Raw genomic sequence first — 20,141 nt, 5'->3', positions numbered from 1 at the left:
TAAATTAATTCCCTTTCTAATGTCCACCCCTGATATCGCCATGCAGTCTACCAAACTTATTATTACCAACAAAAGCGCTTTGGTCACCAAATACGGCGATCAACACCTGACTATTCTCGACGCCCTTCAGCAATTAGTACAGGCAGACCTGGCCAATCACCTGGATACGCACACCATCTTCATCGATGACGACACCCAGATGTCCGCTGCCAAAGCTACCACGGTTACCAACGCCGCAGACGAAACTCAGGTAAAAAATGCCATCGACCAGCTCTATAATTTTTATACACCAGGTTATATGATGCTGGTAGGCGCGCAGGACATCATCCCTTTTCAGAAACTCAAAAACCTGATCAGCGGCGATACTGATCCGGACGCCCTTATCCCCAGCGATCTGCCTTATGCCTGTGATACCCCCTACGATAAAGACCCCGGAAAATTTATTGCTCCTACCCGCGTCGTAGGCCGCCTGCCGGATATCCCGGCCAAAAATGACCCGGCTTACCTGCTGTCACTCATTCAGGATATCCTGGACTACGCTCCCCAGGACCGCTCCCAATACGAAAACTATTTTTCTCTCAGCAGTGCCGACTGGCAGGATTCCACACAGAAATCACTGTTGAATATATTTGGCAACAATACCGCGCTGACACTGGTTCCCAACGAACACACAGACCCCAATGCCGCCTGGACGGCAGAACAACTCATGCCTAAAACGCACTTTATTAACCTGCACGGTGCTATCAACAATCCCAGGTACTATGGCCAGCTGAAAACATTATTCCCTCCTGCCCTGAAACCTGAAACCATAAATGGTAAAATCATCAAAGGCACCATCGTTGCCGCAGAATGCTGCTACGGCGCCCAGCTGATAGACCCGTCAAAAAACGTCTTCATGACGCCAGGACTGGCCAACAGCTACCTCGCCAATCATGCTATCGCTTTCCTCGGCAGTTCCAATATCGCCTATGGCCCCTCCACCGGACAAGGCCTCGCTGACCTCCTCACACAATATTTCGTGATCAATATCCTCAACGGTGCCAGCACCGGCCGCGCACTCCTGGAGGCACGACAGAAATTCCTGCATGAAATGGGCCCGGCATTGGACCCCTACGAACTGAAAACCGCCGCCCAGTTCAATCTCATGGGCGACCCATCTATCCAACCCGTTATTAACGAAAAAGATCCCCACACGGATGATAACCAGTCTTTCATCAACTCTATCCAAAACAGAAGGGATAACATGGAGGCCAGAGGGAAAATGCTGGATGCTTTCATCGCTTCACCAGAACCGGCAGACCATACCCCCGAACCTGATGAACAACTCCAGAAATCAATGCACACCCTCCTCAATAACAGAAATTTTAAAACAAATACTCACCGAAAGTTATTTATCAATAAAACGAAACATACCTCCGGAAATATACCGTCTGTAAAATTTCATGTATTTTCGGAAGCAGCCAGTGTGGATGGTCATGCCCCCAAACTCAAAGTATTGGTGGTGAAAGAAAAAAATAATCAAATCCTCGGATATCGCGAATATGTCAGTAGATAAAAAAACAGACAAAAAAGCCGCCCCTGTTACAATGAGAGGCCGCCTTGCCCTGAAAACATTCGGGCTGCATAGCAAAAGTGAGCACCTGGGCGTTTACCTCGTCACAGACCAGGGCGAATTCCTCATCCGCCCCGCCGATGGTAACCCCTTCGCCGACAATCCACTCATGCCAATGGCAGGTAAACAAATCTCCGCTACCGGCACCATCGTTGATTATGTTTTCCTCGTCAGCAGCTGGAACGAAATCAATGATAGTATTTAACCAGCTTTTTCCTATTTTACAGGTGAATAGTGAAGACTATTGAAACCTATGGATCTAGCGGAATTTATACAATCCCTGACACGCGAAGGAAATCCCAATGTTAGCGCAAGCCTCGCACCGTTTGATGAACAAACCAGACAGGATGCCAATAAAATGCTGTTAACTTTATACCTGCAGGATATTCCCGATATGCCTGGTAAAGCCCCCGTCTTTAACCAGGATGCTGCCCTCTGGGCCGCCACCTTTATTTACCGTACCATGCAATTGGTACAACTACCCAATCTCAGCACCTCCGACATCCCCGCCCTTCTGACCGACTACCCCGGCAATAAATCCCCGGATGTCATCTATAGTGCCGACCTCTGTCTGAGATATCTCCAGGACATCTACTGCCTCGCCGCTAAATCAGCCATCGCCGCACCTTTGCAGGAATACCTGCGACAGATCGCCGCCAAATGGCCATTCTCCTCTACAGGCATGCCGGTAACAGATACCACGCCTATCTCCACTATCATGGAAGATAAATCGTTGGCTACTGCCTATGCCGACAGAATAATCGTCAGCAGGGATGCCCAGAGACTAAAAATCCCGGAAGTCGCCCGCGCCGTTAAAAAAGCACTTGGCAACTACCAGGAAATTCTCTGGCCGGGATTCAACCCGCCCGCTATATAAATTAAGTTTTATCGCTTCAGCAAAGCTCCGGTGCCTGGCCTGTCCGCATAATGGACCCTGCCATGCTCCATGGTAATACCTGTCGCAGTATCATCTGCCAGCAATAACGGCCCGTCCATATCCACATAATCCAGGTATGGTAACAGCTGTGCTACCGCAGATGTCCCCACCGTACTCTCGTTCATACTGCCCGTCATCACTTTCATGCCCAGCGCTCTGGCTGCTGCAATCATACGGCGGGCAGGTGTAATACCACCACATTTTACAAGCTTAATATTGATACCATGAAAATAGCCATGACAGCGGGCTACATCCGATTCAAGAATACAGCTCTCATCTGCTATCAAAGGCAGTACCGAATGCTCATAAACCCTTTTCATGCCCTCTCTGTCCGCAGCGGCCATAGGTTGCTCGATAAATTCAACACCCAGTTCCTTTAAAGCAATCGCATTGCTGATCGTCTCCTCTACTCCCCACGCACAATTGGCATCTACCCTGAAAACAGCAGCTGTATGTTGCCGCAGCGCTTTTATTATTGCAATATCTTCTTTGGTACCTAACTTGATTTTATATATCGGCCATGGAAATTCCTCCAGCTTCTGCACCATATTTTCTATCGTATCAATACCAATCGTATAGTCTGTCATAGGATTCCGGGAGATATCCAATCCCCAGAGCTTATACAACGGCATCCCTTTCTGCTTGCCGTACAAATCCCATGCAGCAAGGTCCAGGGCACATAAGGCAAACATATTATCACTGAATTTCGGGTAAAGATCTTCCCAGAATTTTTCAGGTGTAGTCAGATGATATTGTTCGATAAATGCACGATGTTCGTTGATGGCATCCATCAACATAGGCACAGTCATGTGGTAATAGGAATTGTCCACTGTTTCGCCAAGGCCACTCAGGCCTTTATTTATCAGCTCTACTACCAGCGAAGGTTGTACGTCTTTCGATTTACGTGAAATGGTAAAGGTATGTCTGAATTTCAGCTCATACGGATATAGATGCAAGTCCATCTGTTGCTGTTTCTGTTTTAAATATCTTCCAGGTTGATGCTCATCCTGTAACGCCAGTACCAGGCACTGACTGCAGGATCATTGATTCTTTCTTCTGCTGGGTTGGCAGGTACAGGATACGACTCCAATGCCAGTAATTCCTGTAATTGAAATATACGCCACATCGCCGGAGATAGCAAATGCAGCTTTACGATCTTTCTGATAACATCTGCACTACATGCTGCCGGCACCGGGCCTTTCTCTCCCAGTATTTCCCGCCAGTACTGCGCTGCCAATGCAGGATGATTCTTCCACCAGCCCCGTAAGGTAGGCATATCATGCGTCGACGGCGTTACCACAGACAAATAAGGAATAGTAGCGGGTGACTGAAAAACCTTGCCGGCAGATTTTGGCATATGCTGAATCTCAAGACTTAATATCCCCAGCTGATGCATCACACCAGGCACACAGGCAGGCACCATCCCAAGGTCCTCACCGCAAATGAGCATATCGGTCGCCTTACAGATATAGGGAAGTTTTCTTACCGCTTCTTTTCGCCAGCGATGCTCTTGTCTTATGTAGAAATAATGATGATAAAGGTCGCTTAACTTTTGTTGCGTAGCACCCGGTAATGCCTGAAATGAAGCAGTAGACATCAGGTCGAACCGTGGATGGTACACTGTTTTGCCATAGCGGGTATCCCTGATAAAAAGAATTTCTGTCAGCAGATAATTAAGGGCCGATTTCAATCCTTTGGGTAATTCCTGGTCCTGAATTTTTCGTTGTGTATCGAAACCTGCCTGCAGTGCATACCTGCCATTTCGCAGGGCTACCAGGTAGGTATCTTTAATAACACCGGCAAAATTCCCGAAGGTCTCTTCCAGCATCTCTTCTGTAATATATGGTTCACAGAATCGTGCTTCTTCAAAATCTATATCCAGGAAAATCAATTCTTCCCTGCTAACCGGAACAGCCGGATTAAAAAATCCCAGCAGGCCCTGCACAGACTCCCGCGGGATCTGCCATATCCTGAAAAACCCAAGAATATGATCAATGCGGAATGCATCGAAATATACCGACATATGCTGCAAACGCTGGCGCCACCACTCGAATCCATCCGCCTCCATAGCTGCCCAGTTGTATACCGGGAAACCCCAGTTCTGCCCTTCAGCCGTAAAAGCATCTGGTGGTGCACCTGCCTGCATATCCGTATTAAACAAACCGGGGTGCATCCAGGTATCCACGCTGTAACGACTTACACCAATAGGAATATCGCCCTTTAAGGCAATTCCTTTTTTGCGGATAGAAGTTATGGCAGATTGTAATTGCAGATGCAGATGATATTGTATAAAGAGATAAAAGCGTACACCTTCCGCAGCCTGCACATCACTAACAATCAGTTTGTTCAGCGCCCTTGCATCATAGGTAGCCAGCTGCTGCCAGCGTGTATAATCAGGGGTATGGTGTACATCTCTCAGGTAACTAAAAACAGCATATGGCAATAACCAATGCTCATTGGCCGCGAACCATTGCCAGTAGGTGCCAGACTCCAGCTGTGCCTGTTGCTGTGCATACAAAGCACGCAGGTATTTCATCTTGAAACCCATCACCGCTTCATAATCTACCGCCTGTTTTTCGTTCAGGCGATCACGTAAGTCATTCATTTCCTGCTGCAACGGATGCGTATCAGGAAGCATGCCAACTGCCGGCAGATGAATATATAGGGGATGAAGTGCAAAGGAAGATATCGCAGCATATGGATAGGAATCTTTCCAGGTATTGCTGCTGATCGTATCATTGACGGGCAGTAACTGTATCAGCCGGATGTTTCGCTGAATAGCCCAATCGGCCAGCATTGGCAGGTCCGCGAATTCACCGGTACCTAATCCATTTTTGCTGCGCAGACTGAATACCGGCACCGCCAGACCAGTACCTTTCCAGTGCTGGTATTTACGGCGCACAAAGCCGTCATGCATGGTTACCTGCATACCTGGCTGCGCTTCATTTAACAGCGTACGATTTTCTTCCTGCTCAAATTCCAGGAAACGCTGACTTTCCCGGTCATAAATACCGTACTTGTAATAAATGGGTACAGGTATATCATGCAGGTCCATCGCAGCCGTAAACCAGCCATCAGCGGCATACTGCATCAGAACAGGATGCTGGGTATTCCAGTTGCCGAGTGCATCACAACTACCTGAAATACAGACAGTGAGATGTGGCTCCAGCAATGGCGCCTTTACCTTAAATACATGCGTGGCACTAAGCTGGCCGGGAATTTTCGCCGGCTGATGCGGAAAAAACACCCGTGTAAAAGGTGCTGACGACCAGTTGTTTTCCAACGCAGTAGCATCATTCCAGGTATCTATGAAGAGCTGGTCATAGGGAGAGGCTGCCTGAATCGTCACCTGACGCACACCACCTTCTATAGTAGTTGTTTCCAGTTCCCTGATCAGGTAGTAATATTGAAAAGTAACGGGTTCGTCGAGGTGAAGATGAACGTCCGCATACCACCAGCCATTGGGTAGCCAATGCAATTGCAGGGCATTTTGCGGATTGTTGTTTCCCAGAACGGGAATATTCCCCAGCAGGAATATATTCTGCCCGAAATAGGTATGATAGTGTAGATAAAACCTTAGTCTGTAATACATGCGTTCCCTGCTAAGCCGCTACAAAATAAGGAAATAAGCTAAAAGCAAAAGGCATCTGATTAAAATAACCAGATGCCTTCATGCTTATGTTTGCGTTATTGTACTTACTTCACTTCTTCAAATTCAGCGTCGGTTACGCCATCACCAGCATTGCTCTGGCTCTGTTGCTGACCGCCGTCGTTTGGTGCTGCACCGCCTTCAGGCTGACCCTGCGTAGCTTTGTACAGTTCTTCAGAAGCAGCTGTCCAGGCAGCATCCAGTTCAGCACTTGCTGTATCGATGGCTGCAATATCCTGTGATTTATGTGCTTCCTGCAGTTTAGCGAGTGCTGCTTCGATCACTGATTTTTTGTCGGCAGACAGTTTATCACCGTATTCCTTCAGTTGTTTTTCTGTCTGGAATATCATGCTGTCAGCTTTGTTCAGTTTTTCGATCTTATCGCGTGCTTCTTTATCGCTAGCTTCGTTAGCTTTCGCATCCGCTTTCATTTTTTCGATCTCTTCTTTACTCAGACCGCTACCTGCTTCGATCTTGATGTTCTGGGTTTTACCAGTACCCTGATCTTTGGCAGTTACGTGCAGAATACCGTTCGCATCGATATCGAAAATTACTTCGATTTTAGGAACGCCACGTGGAGCAGGAGGGATAGAATCCAGGATGAAACGGCCCAGTGTTCTGTTCTGGTTCGCCATTGGTCTTTCACCTTGCAGTACGTGAATTTCTACGCTAGGCTGGTTATCAGCTGCAGTAGAGAAGGTCTCTGATTTTCTGGAAGGAATGGTCGTGTTGGATTCGATCAGTTTGGTGAATACACCGCCCATTGTTTCGATACCGAGAGACAGCGGAGTAACGTCCAGTAACAATACGTCTTTCACTTCACCTGTCAGTACACCACCCTGGATAGCAGCACCTACGGCTACTACTTCGTCAGGGTTTACACCACGGTTAGGTTTTTTACCGAAGAATTTCTCTACCACTTCCTGGATTTTAGGAATACGGGTAGAACCACCAACCAGGATAACCTCGTCGATTTCGGAAGTATTCATACCTGCATCTTTCAGCGCTTTACGGCAAGGCTCCAGTGTTCTTTCCACCAGGCTGTCGCTCAGTGCTTCAAATTTAGCACGTGTCAGTTTTTTAGATAAGTGTTTAGGAACACCATCAACTGCAGTGATATAAGGCAGGGTAATTTCAGTTTCAGAAGAAGAAGACAGCTCAATTTTAGCTTTTTCAGCAGCTTCTTTCAGACGCTGCCAGCTCATTGGATCTTTGTGCAGATCAACGCCTTCGTCTTTTTTGAATTCGTCAGCCAGCCAGTCCATGATAACTTTATCGAAGTCATCACCACCGAGGTGTGTATCACCGTTGGTAGATTTTACTTCAAATACGCCATCACCCAGCTCCAGGATAGAAATATCGAAGGTACCGCCACCAAGGTCAAATACCGCGATTTTGCTGTCCTGGTGTTTTTTATCCATACCATAAGCCAGTGCCGCAGCAGTAGGCTCGTTGATGATACGGCGAACAGTGAGGCCGGCAATTTCACCTGCTTCTTTGGTAGCCTGACGTTGAGCGTCATTAAAGTATGCAGGAACAGTGATTACTGCTTCAGAAACTTCCTGACCCAGATAATCTTCTGCTGTTTTTTTCATTTTCTGCAGAATCATCGCAGAGATTTCCTGCGGTGTATATAATCTGCCATCAATATCGATACGAGTGGTGTTATTATCCCCTCTTACTACTTTATAGCTCACGTGTGTCAGTTCGTTGGATACCTCGTCGAAATGACGACCCATGAAACGTTTTACTGACATAATGGTGTTTACCGGGTTGGTAATAGCCTGACGTTTGGCAGGATCACCCACTTTTCTTTCTCCATTTTTCAAAAATGCCACTACTGAAGGGGTCGTTCTTCTTCCCTCATCATTGGCAATTACTACCGGTTCGTTACCTTCCATTACGGCAACGCATGAGTTGGTAGTACCTAAGTCAATGCCTATTATTTTTCCCATAGTATTAAGATTCTCCTTTAGTTGTAAGTAAAATGCGTGTGTAATGCCTGTTTGTCAATGATTATGCCAAGCGGAAAGAATATGAAATTATGTCAGTTTTGTATTTTTAATTATTGTGAGATAAGTATTTAAATGAATAATCATTATTTTTACTGCACAGGCCATTTCATTGAATGCTGTCATTATTAGACAATTACAACGGCCTGATTGTTCATAACCTCTGCCCGCACTCACGTTACTATTATCCCCGACCAGTAAGGTTTTTTAGCAATTATTTCACTAATGCACATTCCCATGAAAAAATCCATGCTGTGGCATATTGCCATTGTTTTGCTGGCATTCCTGCCAAAAGTGACGAAAGCGCAGGATGAAGCATCCACGACTACGATCACTACTCCACAACCCGCAGCGCCGCTGTTCCAGGGCATGAAAGACTACAAAAAATGGTATATCGGTGTAAACGGCGGTATCCTCGCCCCCGTTGCAGCTACCGGCGGCACCAACGATTTTACCAAATGGAAAGCTGACTTCGGCTACGGCGCCTATGTACAGTACCAGATCTTCCATTTCTTCGGCCTGCGCCTCGATTATCTCGGTGGCCAGCTAAAAGCCGATAACAGCAAAAACCTGGGCAACGGCCAGCCACTAGCCAGCCCCTTCGAGAAATACACGACCAAACTGAAATACACCGGTACGTTGAACGCTGTATTCAATATCACGACCGTCAACTGGCTGACACGTAAAAATATTGCCACCCTGTATGCCTCTGTGGGCGGTGGTCTGGCAGGTTATAGCCCCACCCTGACACTGACAAACGGTACCAGCTACGACTATAAACCCAGCGGTACTATCAGCGAACTGGTAATACCTGTAGGTGCCGGTATCAAATTCAACCTCTCCGAACTGATCAATCTCGACCTCGGCTATACGATGTACTACGTTGATGGTGATAACCTCGACGGCTATCCGCATGGCCCAAATAAAGACAAATTCTCCTATGGCCACGTAGGTATCGAGTTTGCCCTCGGCCGCAAAGGCAAGCCACAATTGCAGTTCCATAATCCTGCAAAACAAATGTATGATGAACTGCAAGCCCAGAAAACTGCCCTCCGCACACAACTCGACGCATCGGCGGCTAATAATGCCAGGTTGTCGGCTGAAGTAGATAAACTGACAAAAGATTCAGACAATGACGGTGTGTCCGATTTCTTCGATAAATGCCCTGGCACGCCTGCCGGCGTAAAAGTAGATGGCTCCGGATGCCCATTACCAGAACCTCCTAAAGTCGAAGAAAAAATTACCATCACAGAAGAGGATAACCGCATCGTAAAAGAAGCCATCCAAAACCTGGAATTCGATTTCGCCAAAGCGACCATCAAAGAACACTCCTACGCTGCACTCGACCGTGTTGCCGACCTGCTCAAACGCAAAAACCTGAACCTTAAACTCTCAGGGCATACCGATAACGTAGGTTCCCTCAAACGCAATATGGAACTCTCCCGCGAAAGAGCAGAAGCTGTTAAACAATACCTGGTCGAAAGAGGTGTACTGCCTAACAGGATCGAAGCCAAAGGCTATGGCCCTTCACAGCCTATTGCCAGCAATAAAACCGCCGAAGGAAGACAGAAAAACAGACGCGTAGAATTCACCATATTCTAATCGCTGATTTTTTCTCTGTAATTATATAATATAGAAGGGACAGACGCTTTCGTCTGTCCCTTCTATATTTATCCAGTACAAAATATTTTTATACGTTTTGGCATAGTCGGCACGCTTCTTGCCAAACCCTAAGAACCAAATCCTAATATATCATGAAAAAAGTTATTCTGTCAACTCTCTTAGTAGCAGGTTCATTAGTAGGCGCGAAAGCACAGAGCATTCACTTCGGTTTGAAAGCAGGTCTGAACGTAGCAAGTATGACTCATCTGGAAGAAGCAAAATCTAAAGCATCCTTCTACGGTGGCGGTTTCGTTAACATCGGCCTCGGTAAAACCTGGGCTATCCAGCCAGAAGTACTGTACTCTGGTCAAGGTGCCAAATCTGACAGCAAAGAGGTAGATGCAACGATTAACACAGGCTATATCAGTGTACCAGTAATGGTTCAATACCATATCGTTCCTAGCTTCTACGTTGAAGCAGGTCCACAGGTAAGCATCCTGGCAAGCGCTAAGATGAAAGCTGCTGGCCAATCAGAAGACATTAAAAGTGAAATGAAAGGTGCAGACTTCGGCCTCGGCTTAGGTTGCGGCTTCAAAATCACCAAAAGCTTCGGTGTAAACGCCAGATATGTATTCGGTGTTTCTGACGCATTTAAAGAAGATGAGGGAGATAAAAAAACCAAAAATGCTATCGCACAGGTTGGTGTGTTCTATCAGTTCTAAGCTCAACTTTAGAAAAAATTATCTAAAAAAGCATCTGCCAGCAGGCAGATGCTTTTTTTATGCAAAAATGACGGATCGTCTGACCCCATCCCTGCCAATAATTTCATATATCCGGCACAGTTATTGTCGCTTCGATACGGCTCAAAAAAACATATCATGAAAAAACTTATCCTGTCAGGTTTACTGGCCATCGGCACTTTACTGACAGCCCAGGCCCAAAACATTAACTTCGGTATCAAAGGTGGTCTGAACGTCGCCAAAATGACCAATTACGATAATAAAGCCATCGCCAATTTCAATGCCGGCGGTTTTGTTAATGTTGGTCTGACAAAAGATTGGGCTATTCAACCAGAACTTATCTACTCCGGCCAGGGCGCCGATGTTAACTGGAACGTAGCCGGTATAACCTTTATGAAAGGAACCCTCAACACCAGCTACATCAACATCCCGGTAATGGTGCAATACTCCATCGTTCCCAGCTTCTTCGTGGAAGCAGGCCCGCAAATCGGTTTCCTCCTGAGTGCTAAAATCAAAAACGGCTCCACCAAATCTGATATTAAAGACAGAATGACCACCGCCGACTTCGGCCTGGGTCTCGGTTGCGGCTTCAAAATCACCGACAATTTCGGTGTCAACGCCAGGTACGTTTTCGGCCTGTCTAATGTTTACAACAACAACAGTATCCTCGTCAACGCTGAATCTAAAAACTCCGTTGCCCAATTCGGACTGTTCTACCAGTTCTAATCCAGCTTTACATAACATATTCAGCCACGCAGCCTGACGGTCAGCGTGGCTTTTTCTTTTACTTAAACGCACTTCTCACCTTTCTGAATTATATTTGCTGCTCGCATTAACCATTTTCAGCATGAGTGTTGTACAATTAATCAGAACGGCCGCAGTGGCCGCCGTTAAGTCACTTTACGACCAACAGGTATCAGAATCTGACATCTCTGTCAATATTACCAAACCTGAATTCGAAGGTGAATATACCATTGTAGTTTTCCCATTCACAAAATTCAGCCGACAAAAACCAGATGAAACAGGCATTCGCATCGGTGAATACCTCCAGGAAAATAATCCTGAACTCATCGCCAGATTCAACGTGGTAAAAGGTTTCCTGAACCTCGTTATCAGCCAGCACTTCTGGACTACCTTCATCCAGCAACAACATACCAACACACACTTCGGAATAAAATCTTCCAATGGTAAAAAAATCATGGTGGAATATTCTTCTCCGAATACCAATAAACCTTTACACCTCGGTCACCTCCGTAATAACTTCCTCGGATTCTCCATTGCAGAAATCCTGAAAGCGAACGGTTACGAAGTTATTAAAGCTAACCTCGTCAACGACCGCGGTATTCATATCTGTAAATCCATGCTGGCATGGCAGGAATTCGCCCACGGCGATACCCCTCAGACTACCGGCATCAAAGGTGACCACCTCGTTGGAGACTACTATGTGAAATTCGAATCTGTCGTAAAAGAACAGGCCGAACCTATCATCGATCGTATCCTCGAACGCGACTTCCAGGACTTCAACGCCACCGAAATCGAGAAACTGGAGAAACTGGTTACCGCCATCCATAAACCGGAAGTTAAAGCTGATGAGGACAAAGTGTCCAAAATCATGGGCGATATCAAGGAAATGGCACGCAACAAAACTGAAATTATGTTGCAGGCTAAAATCATGCTCCAGCAATGGGAAGCCGGAAACCCCGAAGTAAGGGAACTCTGGGCCATCATGAATGGTTGGGTATACGAAGGATTCGATGTTACCTACAAAAGACTGGGCATCGATTTCGATAAAATGTACTACGAAAGCCAGACCTACCTGCTCGGTAAAGACCTCGTGGAAGACGGCCTCCGTAAAGGTGTGCTCTTCAAAAAAGAAGATAACTCCGTATGGATCGACCTCACCAACGACGGCCTCGACGAAAAACTCCTGCTCCGTGGCGATGGCACCTCCGTGTATATGACACAAGACCTCGGTACGGCACGCCTGAAATACGATGACTTCCAGATGGACCAAAGCATCTATGTTGTGGCAGATGAACAAAACTACCACTTCAAAGTGCTGAAACTGATCCTTGAGAAACTCGGCGAACCTGCTGCTCCTGGTATCTTCCACCTCAGCTATGGCATGGTGGAACTGCCACATGGCCGTATGAAAAGCCGTGAAGGTACCGTTGTAGACGCAGATGACATGATCGATGAAATGATCAGAACCGCTGCCGATAAAACCCAGGAAGCCGGCAAGAAACTGGCAGACTTTTCAGAGAACGAGCTGGATGAATTATACGAAACCATTGGTCTTGGCGCCATGAAGTTCTTCCTCCTCCGCGTAGATCCTAAGAAGAAGATGATCTTCAATCCGGAAGAGTCTATCGAACTGCAAGGCTTTACAGGTCCGTTTATCCAATACGCACACGCACGTATCAAGTCTATACTCCGTGAAGTAGGCCAGGTACCGGATCTGAGCTCATTCGTTTATGCAGGTGCATTACTGCCACTGGAGAAAGAACTGATCTCCCTGAATGAGCAGTTCCCTGGCATTATTGCAGATGCACACCGTGAAATGAGTCCTTCTGTAATCGCCAACTACGCCTTCCAGCTGGCACAGTTGTTCAACTCTTTCTATGCTGAAAAAGTAGAAGGAGTACCAACTTATTCTATCCTGAAAGCGGCCAGTGAAGACAAGAAAAAATTACGTTTACAGATCATCCAGATGACTGCCAACACCATTGCCAAAAGCATGCAGTTACTGGGTATCCGTGTACCTGAACGTATGTAAAATAAAAAACGCTGCGGACCGGAACCGGTTCGCAGCGTTAGCAGCTTGCAGCCACCGTGGCCAATACTGCCGAAGAAGATGCCACAGCAATCAGTACAATGATCCGGAAGCCTGCCTTTCCCGTTAATCATCGTTTTTTACTACCTCTCCACTGTGACGAATATTTTCCTGTTACCGGCTTTACGGTAACGTATTAATCGCTATTTCTCTGCCGCCGCGGCATCACACAAGGCTCTCCCCTTTTCCAGCGCTCCGGAACCTATATAAGCCTTTCCCAGCATATATTTCACAAAAGCATCTGCGGGCCTGCGTTGTAGCAATTGCTCCCAATGTACTACTGCAGCTGCAAAATCACCCATATTATAGGTCACATGCGCCAGGTTAAAAAGTATTGTCTCATCTTCAGGATGCCTGTCATATGCCTGCTGCAAAAAAGTCAGACTTTTATCTAACTGCCCCGCCTGCATCGCTGCCACTCCTGCGTGCAGCAGGAAGGTTGCGTCAGGTGTAAAACCTGCGTCCAGTGCTCGTTTGAATGCAGATGAAGCCTCCGTATAGTCAGCCACGTTATATTGCATCATCCCCAGCTCATACCATCCCTCTGCATGTAAACTATCCAGTTGCAGCGCAGACCGGTAATAACGGATGCTCTGCATATAATCACCCCGCTGGGCATAAAGCCGGGCTATCCGAAAAGGAATCGCGCCGTTGGAAGGCTCCTCAGCACTGGCCTCTTCTAAAGCTTCCAATGCTTCGTCGTAGCGGTTCAGCTGGTAATAACTCAGACCTATTAACCGGCTAACTGTTGCTGCGCCAAGTTTTCTTGCCCTGGTACAGGTTACCAATGCTTCCTGGTACTTCCTGCTTACAAAGTAAGTATCTCCCAATTCACAATATGCTTCAGTATAGGTACTGTCGGCAGATATCGCCGCATTGAAAAGCCTTATTGCCGCCGGCTGATTTCCTGCTTTCTTCATGGCTATCCCTTCCTGACAAAGCGCTTTCGCCTTATCCCCGGAAGACGGCTTTACTCCTGCATATGCAGATAGCATAAACAGCAGTCCAATGACCATCAGACAGATTTTTCGACAGGATATCATATGCTGGTATTTACCGATACCAACAAATATAAATAATATATAATTTAAATATTACTATTATTTTTTATAGATAGAGGAAGAAATTATATAGAAAGCTCACTTCCTGAGAACCCAAGCGGGAGCAGGTCATTGGCTCTTTCTATAATAAATACCTTACCACTGAGGCCACCCAGTATAAGTCTGATAGGCTCCTGCTGACGGTTTTCAGTTTCAGCGAGCGACTGGCGGCAGATACCGCATGGAGAAATAGGGTGTCCGCTTTCCCCGTTTACATTGTGATAACTGATAGCAATAGTTTCGATAGCTACTTCCGGGTAAACGGAAGCGGCAGCTGCCAATGCTACACGTTCTGCACAAAGTCCGATAGGAAAAGAGGCATTTTCCTGGTTGGAGCCGGCAATAATTTCGCCGTTTACCAGGCGCATAACCGCTCCAACCTGGAAATGTGAATATGGTGCGTACGCATGTTGCGTAACTTCTCTTGCTTCGTTCAGTAGCCAGGCATCTGCATCATTCAGACCAGTAATATCGTCGTACACAGAAAATTCAAATTGTTGCAGGTGTTTTTCCATAGCTGTCTATATGGTTAAATGGGGTTATTAATTGATTATTTAATCGTTCGGAATAAACGGCTCCAGCGGATACCACCTTCACCATAGCTCATCCAGATCATCCATGCCTTACCCACAATATGATCTTCCGGAACAAAGCCCCAGTAGCGGGAATCCAGTGAATTATTGCGGTTATCACCCATCATCCAGTAATAGTTGAATTTGAAGGTATAACTGTCAGCAGGCTGACCATTGATGATAAACTTGCCATCCTTATGCTCGAGGGTATTACCTTCATAAACACGGATAATACGGTCATAGATAGCGATATTACTTTCGTCCAGCTTAACGGTAGCGCCTTTCTTTGGAATATACAACGGGCCGAAGTTCTCTTCTGTCCATTTATAATGCGCGGTGTCATGCGGGAAAATATCGGTATAGTCGTAGGCAGAATTAAAGTCAGAATCTTCAAATACAGACACGCTTTTCACAATCGGGCCCAGGTTCTTGATGGCCTCAGCCTGTGCTGGTGTCATATTGTAGGCAAATTTGCCGGTATTGAGCGTGTAATCCGGTCCAACAATGCCCAGATCTTCCAGACGGGCAGGATTGATGGCATCACCAGTGGTTTCAACCACATAACGGTGCTGGCTACCCGGAGGAACCGGTGCTGCCTGGCCATTGATATACACAGCGCCATGTTTGATCTGCAGCGTATCGCCGGCCTGTGCCATACAACGCTTGATATAGTTCTCTCTTTTATCTACCGGACGGTGAATTACTTTAAACTGGTTGTTTACAGCATCCCAGCCAGACTGACGTACCATGTGGTAATAGCTTGGATCAACCGCATCCAGAGCTACGGTATCACCTTCAGGGAAGTTGAAAACCACTACATCATAGCGTTTAACATCAGACATACCCGGTAAACGTCTGTATTTCCATTTAACCGCTTCAGAATAAGCAGGGGTATTTCTGGTGAAAGGCATAGTATGATGCACAAAAGGCACTGCCAACGGTGTCATTGGTATGCGCGGACCATAACTGATCTTACTTACAAAGAGGAAATCATTCACAAGAAGCGTCTTCTCCATGGATGGAGTAGGAATGGTATAGGCCTCAAAAATAAAGGTGCGGATCAGGGTAGCAGCGATAATAGCGAAAATACCAGCGTCCAGCCATTCTCTTGCCGTAGACTTCTTTTTCTTAGGCTGCTTGTCTTTGTTATTTTTCCAAAATGCCAGGTTCATTCAGTTAGGCTTGATTAAATGCTTAAAAAGGCAAATATAATATTCTGTCGTATCCTTCCATCTTTTATATAGGAAAAGTTTTCTTAAAAATAGCTTAATACCCACCGATTTACGGCAAAACTACTTTTTCAATACGACAGCGAGTATCCGGTTGATTTCCTCGGCTCTGTTCCAGATCATAAAATGTCCGGCATTCTTCAGCACATGCGTAGGTTGAAGATACTTTATGGGGAAAGGATGGTCTTTATCTCCATGGATATGAATAATATTCTCCGGAACATACTCATTCTGCCAGTTAAGAATGGTATTGATGGCCCACCTGGTATAGAAATAATCTTTTTTGGCAAGATATTCCTTCAGCAGCTGTTTTTCTTCCGGAGATTTAATATCCATGTAATACTCCACTACAGGGGCCCTGTTCTGAAAAACAATGAAATCCGGGAGCTTATTTAATCCCAGCCGCAGCACCCAGTTGAAATAGGCCGGCTTTTCCGTTTTATGCTTAATGCTGGAAATAAGAATCGTTTGCGCTACCGGCCGGAGTTTGGCAATTTCAACACTCAACATGCCGCCAAAGGAAAGGCCGGCAAGGTATACCGGGCCATCAGCAGTGATACCGGCCGCCATACGGGCGGCATAACTGCTGATGGGCTCATCCGGCAATGGTGTTATCCAGGGCAGGTAATGCAACTGATAATCCTCGGGGAACTGCAACCGCCCAAACACGCGATCGTCTGCTCCCAGCCCGCTTATCATGTATAGATGCTTTGCCATATCGGAAAATATCAGGAATTGACTTTCTTCTTATCTCTGTTTGGCACTACGAAATCGTCCACATCCTCTACAGAAATGGTTTTGCCGGAAAGAATCACCAGTCTTTCCACCACGTTTCTCAGCTCACGGATATTACCGGACCAGTTATGCTGCTGCAAAGCCTTCATAGCATCCTTATCGATCTGTTTGCGGGCAATGCCATACTCAGCGCAAACAGCGTCCAGGAAGCTGTCTACCAGCAAAGGAACATCATCCCTGCGGTCGTTCAGTGAAGGCACATGTATCAGGATTACACTCAGTCGGTGGTAAAGGTCAAGCCGGAAGTTCTTCTCTTCCACTTCACGCAGCAAATCTTTATTGGTAGCCGCCACAACGCGTACATCCACACTGATTTCCTTATCGCCACCCACACGGGTAATTTTACCTTCCTGTAATGCACGCAGCACTTTTGCCTGTGCACTCAGGCTCATATCCCCGATTTCATCGAGGAACAGCGTACCACCGCTGGCCTGCTCGAATTTACCAATGCGCTGTTTTACCGCAGAGGTAAAAGAGCCCTTTTCATGGCCAAACAGCTCACTTTCTATCAGCTCACTTGGAATAGCAGCACAGTTTACCTCTACCATCGGGCCGCTGGCACGGTGACTGAGTTCATGCAGCCAGCGGGCTACCAGCTCTTTACCGGCGCCGTTTTCACCTGTGATCAGCACACGTGCATCTGTAGGCGCTACTTTTTCCAGTGTTTCTTTAATTTTCAGAATAGGTGCAGACTGCCCGATCATTTCAGGCACCTTGTTCACCTTACGGCGCAATGTTTTGGTTTCTGTTACCAGTGTGGTTTTATCCATTGCATTACGCAGCGTAATCAGCAGACGGTTCAGGTCCGGTGGTTTGGAGATATAGTCGTATGCTCCTTTTTTAACCGCGTCTACCGCCGTATCAATATTTCCGTGGCCTGAAACCATGATAATAGGAATATCAGGATTCACTTCCCTGGCCTTTTCCAGGAATTCCAGGCCATCCATTTTAGGCATTTTAATATCGCACAATACAGCATCGTATTGCTTTTCTTTAAAGAGCTTAAACCCTTCCTGTCCATCAGCCGCTTCATCAACCTTATAACCCTCGTAACTTAAGATCTCCGTCAGGGTTTTACGGATGCTTTTTTCATCGTCAATTATTAAAATGTTAGCCATAGTCAGTTTTATTGATTAATCAACAACCGTCAAAAATAAAGATTCTTCCTAAAGGAGCCGTATATTAAATTGCTAAAATTATTATCCACTAAGGTTCAATGAAGAGCAAGAAATTTAATATGAATCAGCGCGATTAAATATCAGAAATAGTCTACTACCTTTGTAGATTTATATGTATTTTTATTCTAAATTAACAGGCAGGCACTGTAATTCCGATTAATATGAATGACTTTCTGGATGAACTGAATCGGCGCCACCAGCAGGCGGCTGCGAACGCCTATCCCTCCACAGGCGCAGTAAATGAATTTGCGAGCAACTTACTTAACTGGTTATTTCCCGAACATACCGGCCAGGTGATGGCAGACCTTGTCATACTGGAAGAATATGGGCATAGGCTGGAAGTGCAGCTGGAACACCTGCTGCAGCCAATGCAGCATCAGTTGCCGGCCAGCGCCAGGGACATCAGCAGGAACTTCATGCAACGCGTTCCTGGTATGTATGAAGAACTGACCAAAGACGCGGATGCCATGTTACAAGGCGACCCCGCTGCCACCTGTTTATACGAAGTTATCCGTGCCTATCCGGGATTTTATGCAGTCGCATTCTACCGGATCGCACACATCCTCCATAAATTGCATATTCCATTACTTCCCCGTATGATCACGGAGCTGGCGCATGCCCGCACCGGTATTGATATTCATCCGGGAGCGGTCATTGCACCATGGTTCTGTATAGATCACGGCACCGGTGTGGTCATTGGTGAAACTACTGTCATCGGGCCACACGTAAAGATATACCAGGGCGTTACCCTGGGCGCGTTGAGCGTAGATAAGGAGATGGCCCACAACAAGCGCCATCCCACTATCGAAGAGCATACGATTATTTATGCCGGCGCCACCATACTTGGCGGCGACACCGTGGTAGGGCATCACAGCATCATTGGTGGTAACGTATGGCTGATTAAGAGTGTGGAGCCATTCTCCCGTATTTATTACAAGGCAGAACACAGATTAACAGAACTCTAATTCTATAAAATGGCTACAATATTAGATCTGGTGGGCAATACCCCGCTGGTGGAACTTAAAAAGATCTCCGTAAACCCCAATGTTACCATTTACGGAAAGCTGGAGGGTAATAATCCCGGTGGCAGTGTAAAAGATCGTGCCGCCTATGGGATGATCAAGGGAGCGCTCGACAGAGGCGAACTGAAACCTGGCATGAAGCTGATTGAAGCCACCAGTGGCAATACGGGTATTGCGCTGGCGATGATTGCCAACCTCTTTGGTATTGAGATAGAAATCGTCATGCCGTCAGATGCCACACAGGAGCGTGTTTTAACGATGGAAGCCTATGGTGCCAAAGTGACGCTTACCCCTAAAGAGCAGTCGATGGAAGGTTCTATCGACTATGCCAATGCACAGCTGGAGAAGGGTGGTTATATGATGCTGAATCAATTCGCCAATCCGGACAACTATATGATGCACTATCGTACAACCGGTCCCGAAATCTGGCGTGATACCCAGAGCAGGGTCACTCATTTTGTGAGTGCGATGGGTACTACCGGCACTATTATGGGTGTCTCCAAATTCCTGAAGGAAGTAAAGCCGGATGTGCAGATCGTTGGTTGTCAGCCTACCGACGGCAGCAAGATCCCTGGTATCCGCAAATGGCCGGAAGCCTATCTTCCTAAGATTTTTGATCGTTCCAGGATAGACAGGATTATGGATGTTACGGAAGCAGAAGCCAGGGAAATGACAAAGCGTCTGGCGCGGGAAGAAGCGGTGTTCTGCGGCATGAGTAGTGGTGGGGCTGTAGCAGCCGCTGTGAGGGTTTCTCAAGAGCTTAAAAGTGGTGTTATTGTGTGTATTATTTGTGATAGAGGAGATAGATACCTGAGTTCAGATTTATTTAAATAGAAGATTTTTGCGAATCCGCAATCAAA

The 20,141-nt window shown here is 46.5% G+C and carries 17 protein-coding genes; 9 read left to right on the top strand and 8 right to left on the bottom strand.

What is annotated here, in order from left to right; genetic code table 11:
• Positions 1–19 precede the first annotated feature (19 nt).
• The 3 genes from F3J22_RS09580 to F3J22_RS09570 are packed head-to-tail and all read left to right on the top strand — an operon-like array spanning position 20 to position 2,489.
• On the top strand, positions 20–1,555 hold the full coding sequence (locus F3J22_RS09580) for a C25 family cysteine peptidase (RefSeq protein WP_167016509.1): 1,536 nt from the start codon (positions 20–22) through the stop codon (positions 1,553–1,555).
• Positions 1,542–1,817: a hypothetical protein gene (locus F3J22_RS09575; RefSeq protein ID WP_167016507.1), complete on the top strand. Its 276-nt coding sequence runs from the start codon at positions 1,542–1,544 to the stop codon at positions 1,815–1,817. Before F3J22_RS09580 ends, F3J22_RS09575 begins: the two co-directional genes overlap by 14 nt.
• Positions 1,818–1,865: 48 nt before the next feature.
• Complete coding sequence (locus F3J22_RS09570; protein ID WP_167016505.1) at positions 1,866–2,489, top strand: hypothetical protein; 624 nt, start codon at positions 1,866–1,868, stop codon at positions 2,487–2,489.
• A gap of 8 nt (positions 2,490–2,497) precedes the next feature.
• Here the strand turns inward: F3J22_RS09570 and F3J22_RS09565 are convergent, their stop codons facing one another.
• The 3 genes from F3J22_RS09565 to dnaK form a co-directional block, all read right to left on the bottom strand.
• The gene (locus tag F3J22_RS09565; protein ID WP_167016503.1) at positions 2,498–3,511 is read right to left on the bottom strand and encodes a dipeptide epimerase; all 1,014 of its coding nucleotides are present in this window, start codon (positions 3,509–3,511) and stop codon (positions 2,498–2,500) included.
• A gap of 17 nt (positions 3,512–3,528) precedes the next feature.
• On the bottom strand, positions 3,529–6,141 hold the full coding sequence (locus tag F3J22_RS09560) for a 4-alpha-glucanotransferase (RefSeq protein ID WP_167016501.1): 2,613 nt from the start codon (positions 6,139–6,141) through the stop codon (positions 3,529–3,531).
• Between the two features lie 104 nt (positions 6,142–6,245).
• Entirely contained in the window at positions 6,246–8,153 is a 1,908-nt protein-coding gene (dnaK, locus tag F3J22_RS09555) for a molecular chaperone DnaK (protein WP_167016499.1), read from the bottom strand.
• Positions 8,154–8,447: 294 nt separating this feature from the next.
• On the opposite strand from dnaK, the gene F3J22_RS09550 reads away from it, so the two are divergent.
• From F3J22_RS09550 to argS, 4 genes are all read left to right on the top strand, one after another.
• Positions 8,448–9,812: an OmpA family protein gene (locus F3J22_RS09550; protein ID WP_240155030.1), complete on the top strand. Its 1,365-nt coding sequence runs from the start codon at positions 8,448–8,450 to the stop codon at positions 9,810–9,812.
• Between the two features lie 152 nt (positions 9,813–9,964).
• Positions 9,965–10,534 (top strand): porin family protein, encoded by a 570-nt coding sequence (locus F3J22_RS09545; RefSeq protein WP_167016497.1) that lies wholly within the window; start codon positions 9,965–9,967, stop codon positions 10,532–10,534.
• A 156-nt stretch (positions 10,535–10,690) separates the two neighbouring features.
• Entirely contained in the window at positions 10,691–11,278 is a 588-nt protein-coding gene (locus tag F3J22_RS09540; protein ID WP_167016495.1) for a porin family protein, read from the top strand.
• Positions 11,279–11,399: 121 nt separating this feature from the next.
• A complete protein-coding gene (gene argS, locus F3J22_RS09535) occupies positions 11,400–13,328 on the top strand; it encodes an arginine--tRNA ligase (protein ID WP_167016493.1) in 1,929 nt (642 codons plus the stop codon).
• Between the two features lie 200 nt (positions 13,329–13,528).
• Here argS and F3J22_RS09530 read toward each other — a convergent pair whose 3' ends face one another.
• The 5 genes from F3J22_RS09530 to F3J22_RS09510 form a co-directional block, all read right to left on the bottom strand.
• Positions 13,529–14,401: a lipopolysaccharide assembly protein LapB gene (locus tag F3J22_RS09530; protein WP_167016491.1), complete on the bottom strand. Its 873-nt coding sequence runs from the start codon at positions 14,399–14,401 to the stop codon at positions 13,529–13,531.
• 110 nt (positions 14,402–14,511) lie between these two features.
• Positions 14,512–15,000: a cytidine deaminase gene (locus F3J22_RS09525; RefSeq protein ID WP_167016489.1), complete on the bottom strand. Its 489-nt coding sequence runs from the start codon at positions 14,998–15,000 to the stop codon at positions 14,512–14,514.
• Positions 15,001–15,035: 35 nt separating this feature from the next.
• The gene (lepB, locus tag F3J22_RS09520) at positions 15,036–16,229 is read right to left on the bottom strand and encodes a signal peptidase I (protein ID WP_167016487.1); all 1,194 of its coding nucleotides are present in this window, start codon (positions 16,227–16,229) and stop codon (positions 15,036–15,038) included.
• A 120-nt stretch (positions 16,230–16,349) separates the two neighbouring features.
• Entirely contained in the window at positions 16,350–17,003 is a 654-nt protein-coding gene (locus F3J22_RS09515; protein WP_167016485.1) for an alpha/beta fold hydrolase, read from the bottom strand.
• A gap of 11 nt (positions 17,004–17,014) precedes the next feature.
• Entirely contained in the window at positions 17,015–18,199 is a 1,185-nt protein-coding gene (locus F3J22_RS09510) for a sigma-54 dependent transcriptional regulator (protein WP_167016483.1), read from the bottom strand.
• A 221-nt stretch (positions 18,200–18,420) separates the two neighbouring features.
• Here F3J22_RS09510 and F3J22_RS09505 point away from each other — a divergent pair, with 221 nt between their 5' ends.
• Both F3J22_RS09505 and cysM read left to right on the top strand, forming a co-directional pair.
• Positions 18,421–19,224: a serine O-acetyltransferase gene (locus F3J22_RS09505; RefSeq protein WP_167016481.1), complete on the top strand. Its 804-nt coding sequence runs from the start codon at positions 18,421–18,423 to the stop codon at positions 19,222–19,224.
• Positions 19,225–19,233: 9 nt separating this feature from the next.
• Positions 19,234–20,115 (top strand): cysteine synthase CysM, encoded by an 882-nt coding sequence (gene cysM, locus F3J22_RS09500; protein WP_167016479.1) that lies wholly within the window; start codon positions 19,234–19,236, stop codon positions 20,113–20,115.
• Positions 20,116–20,141: the final 26 nt, after the last annotated feature.

The sequence above is a fragment of the Chitinophaga sp. Cy-1792 genome (assembly GCF_011752935.1).
Taxonomy (GTDB): Bacteria; Bacteroidota; Bacteroidia; order Chitinophagales; family Chitinophagaceae; genus Chitinophaga.
Note: the sequence above shows the minus strand (reverse complement) of the source record. Positions and strands in the feature narration are given on the sequence as shown.

Coding starts and splice junctions, on each gene's coding strand:
- F3J22_RS09580 (WP_167016509.1), top strand. CDS start 20: ATGTCCACCCCTGATATCGCCATGCAGTCTACCAAACTTATTATTACC.
- F3J22_RS09575 (WP_167016507.1), top strand. CDS start 1,542: ATGTCAGTAGATAAAAAAACAGACAAAAAAGCCGCCCCTGTTACAATG.
- F3J22_RS09570 (WP_167016505.1), top strand. CDS start 1,866: ATGGATCTAGCGGAATTTATACAATCCCTGACACGCGAAGGAAATCCC.
- F3J22_RS09565 (WP_167016503.1), bottom strand. CDS start 3,511: ATGGACTTGCATCTATATCCGTATGAGCTGAAATTCAGACATACCTTT.
- F3J22_RS09560 (WP_167016501.1), bottom strand. CDS start 6,141: ATGTATTACAGACTAAGGTTTTATCTACACTATCATACCTATTTCGGG.
- dnaK (WP_167016499.1), bottom strand. CDS start 8,153: ATGGGAAAAATAATAGGCATTGACTTAGGTACTACCAACTCATGCGTT.
- F3J22_RS09550 (WP_240155030.1), top strand. CDS start 8,448: ATGAAAAAATCCATGCTGTGGCATATTGCCATTGTTTTGCTGGCATTC.
- F3J22_RS09545 (WP_167016497.1), top strand. CDS start 9,965: ATGAAAAAAGTTATTCTGTCAACTCTCTTAGTAGCAGGTTCATTAGTA.
- F3J22_RS09540 (WP_167016495.1), top strand. CDS start 10,691: ATGAAAAAACTTATCCTGTCAGGTTTACTGGCCATCGGCACTTTACTG.
- argS (WP_167016493.1), top strand. CDS start 11,400: ATGAGTGTTGTACAATTAATCAGAACGGCCGCAGTGGCCGCCGTTAAG.
- F3J22_RS09530 (WP_167016491.1), bottom strand. CDS start 14,401: ATGGTCATTGGACTGCTGTTTATGCTATCTGCATATGCAGGAGTAAAG.
- F3J22_RS09525 (WP_167016489.1), bottom strand. CDS start 15,000: ATGGAAAAACACCTGCAACAATTTGAATTTTCTGTGTACGACGATATT.
- lepB (WP_167016487.1), bottom strand. CDS start 16,229: ATGAACCTGGCATTTTGGAAAAATAACAAAGACAAGCAGCCTAAGAAA.
- F3J22_RS09515 (WP_167016485.1), bottom strand. CDS start 17,003: ATGGCAAAGCATCTATACATGATAAGCGGGCTGGGAGCAGACGATCGC.
- F3J22_RS09510 (WP_167016483.1), bottom strand. CDS start 18,199: ATGGCTAACATTTTAATAATTGACGATGAAAAAAGCATCCGTAAAACC.
- F3J22_RS09505 (WP_167016481.1), top strand. CDS start 18,421: ATGAATGACTTTCTGGATGAACTGAATCGGCGCCACCAGCAGGCGGCT.
- cysM (WP_167016479.1), top strand. CDS start 19,234: ATGGCTACAATATTAGATCTGGTGGGCAATACCCCGCTGGTGGAACTT.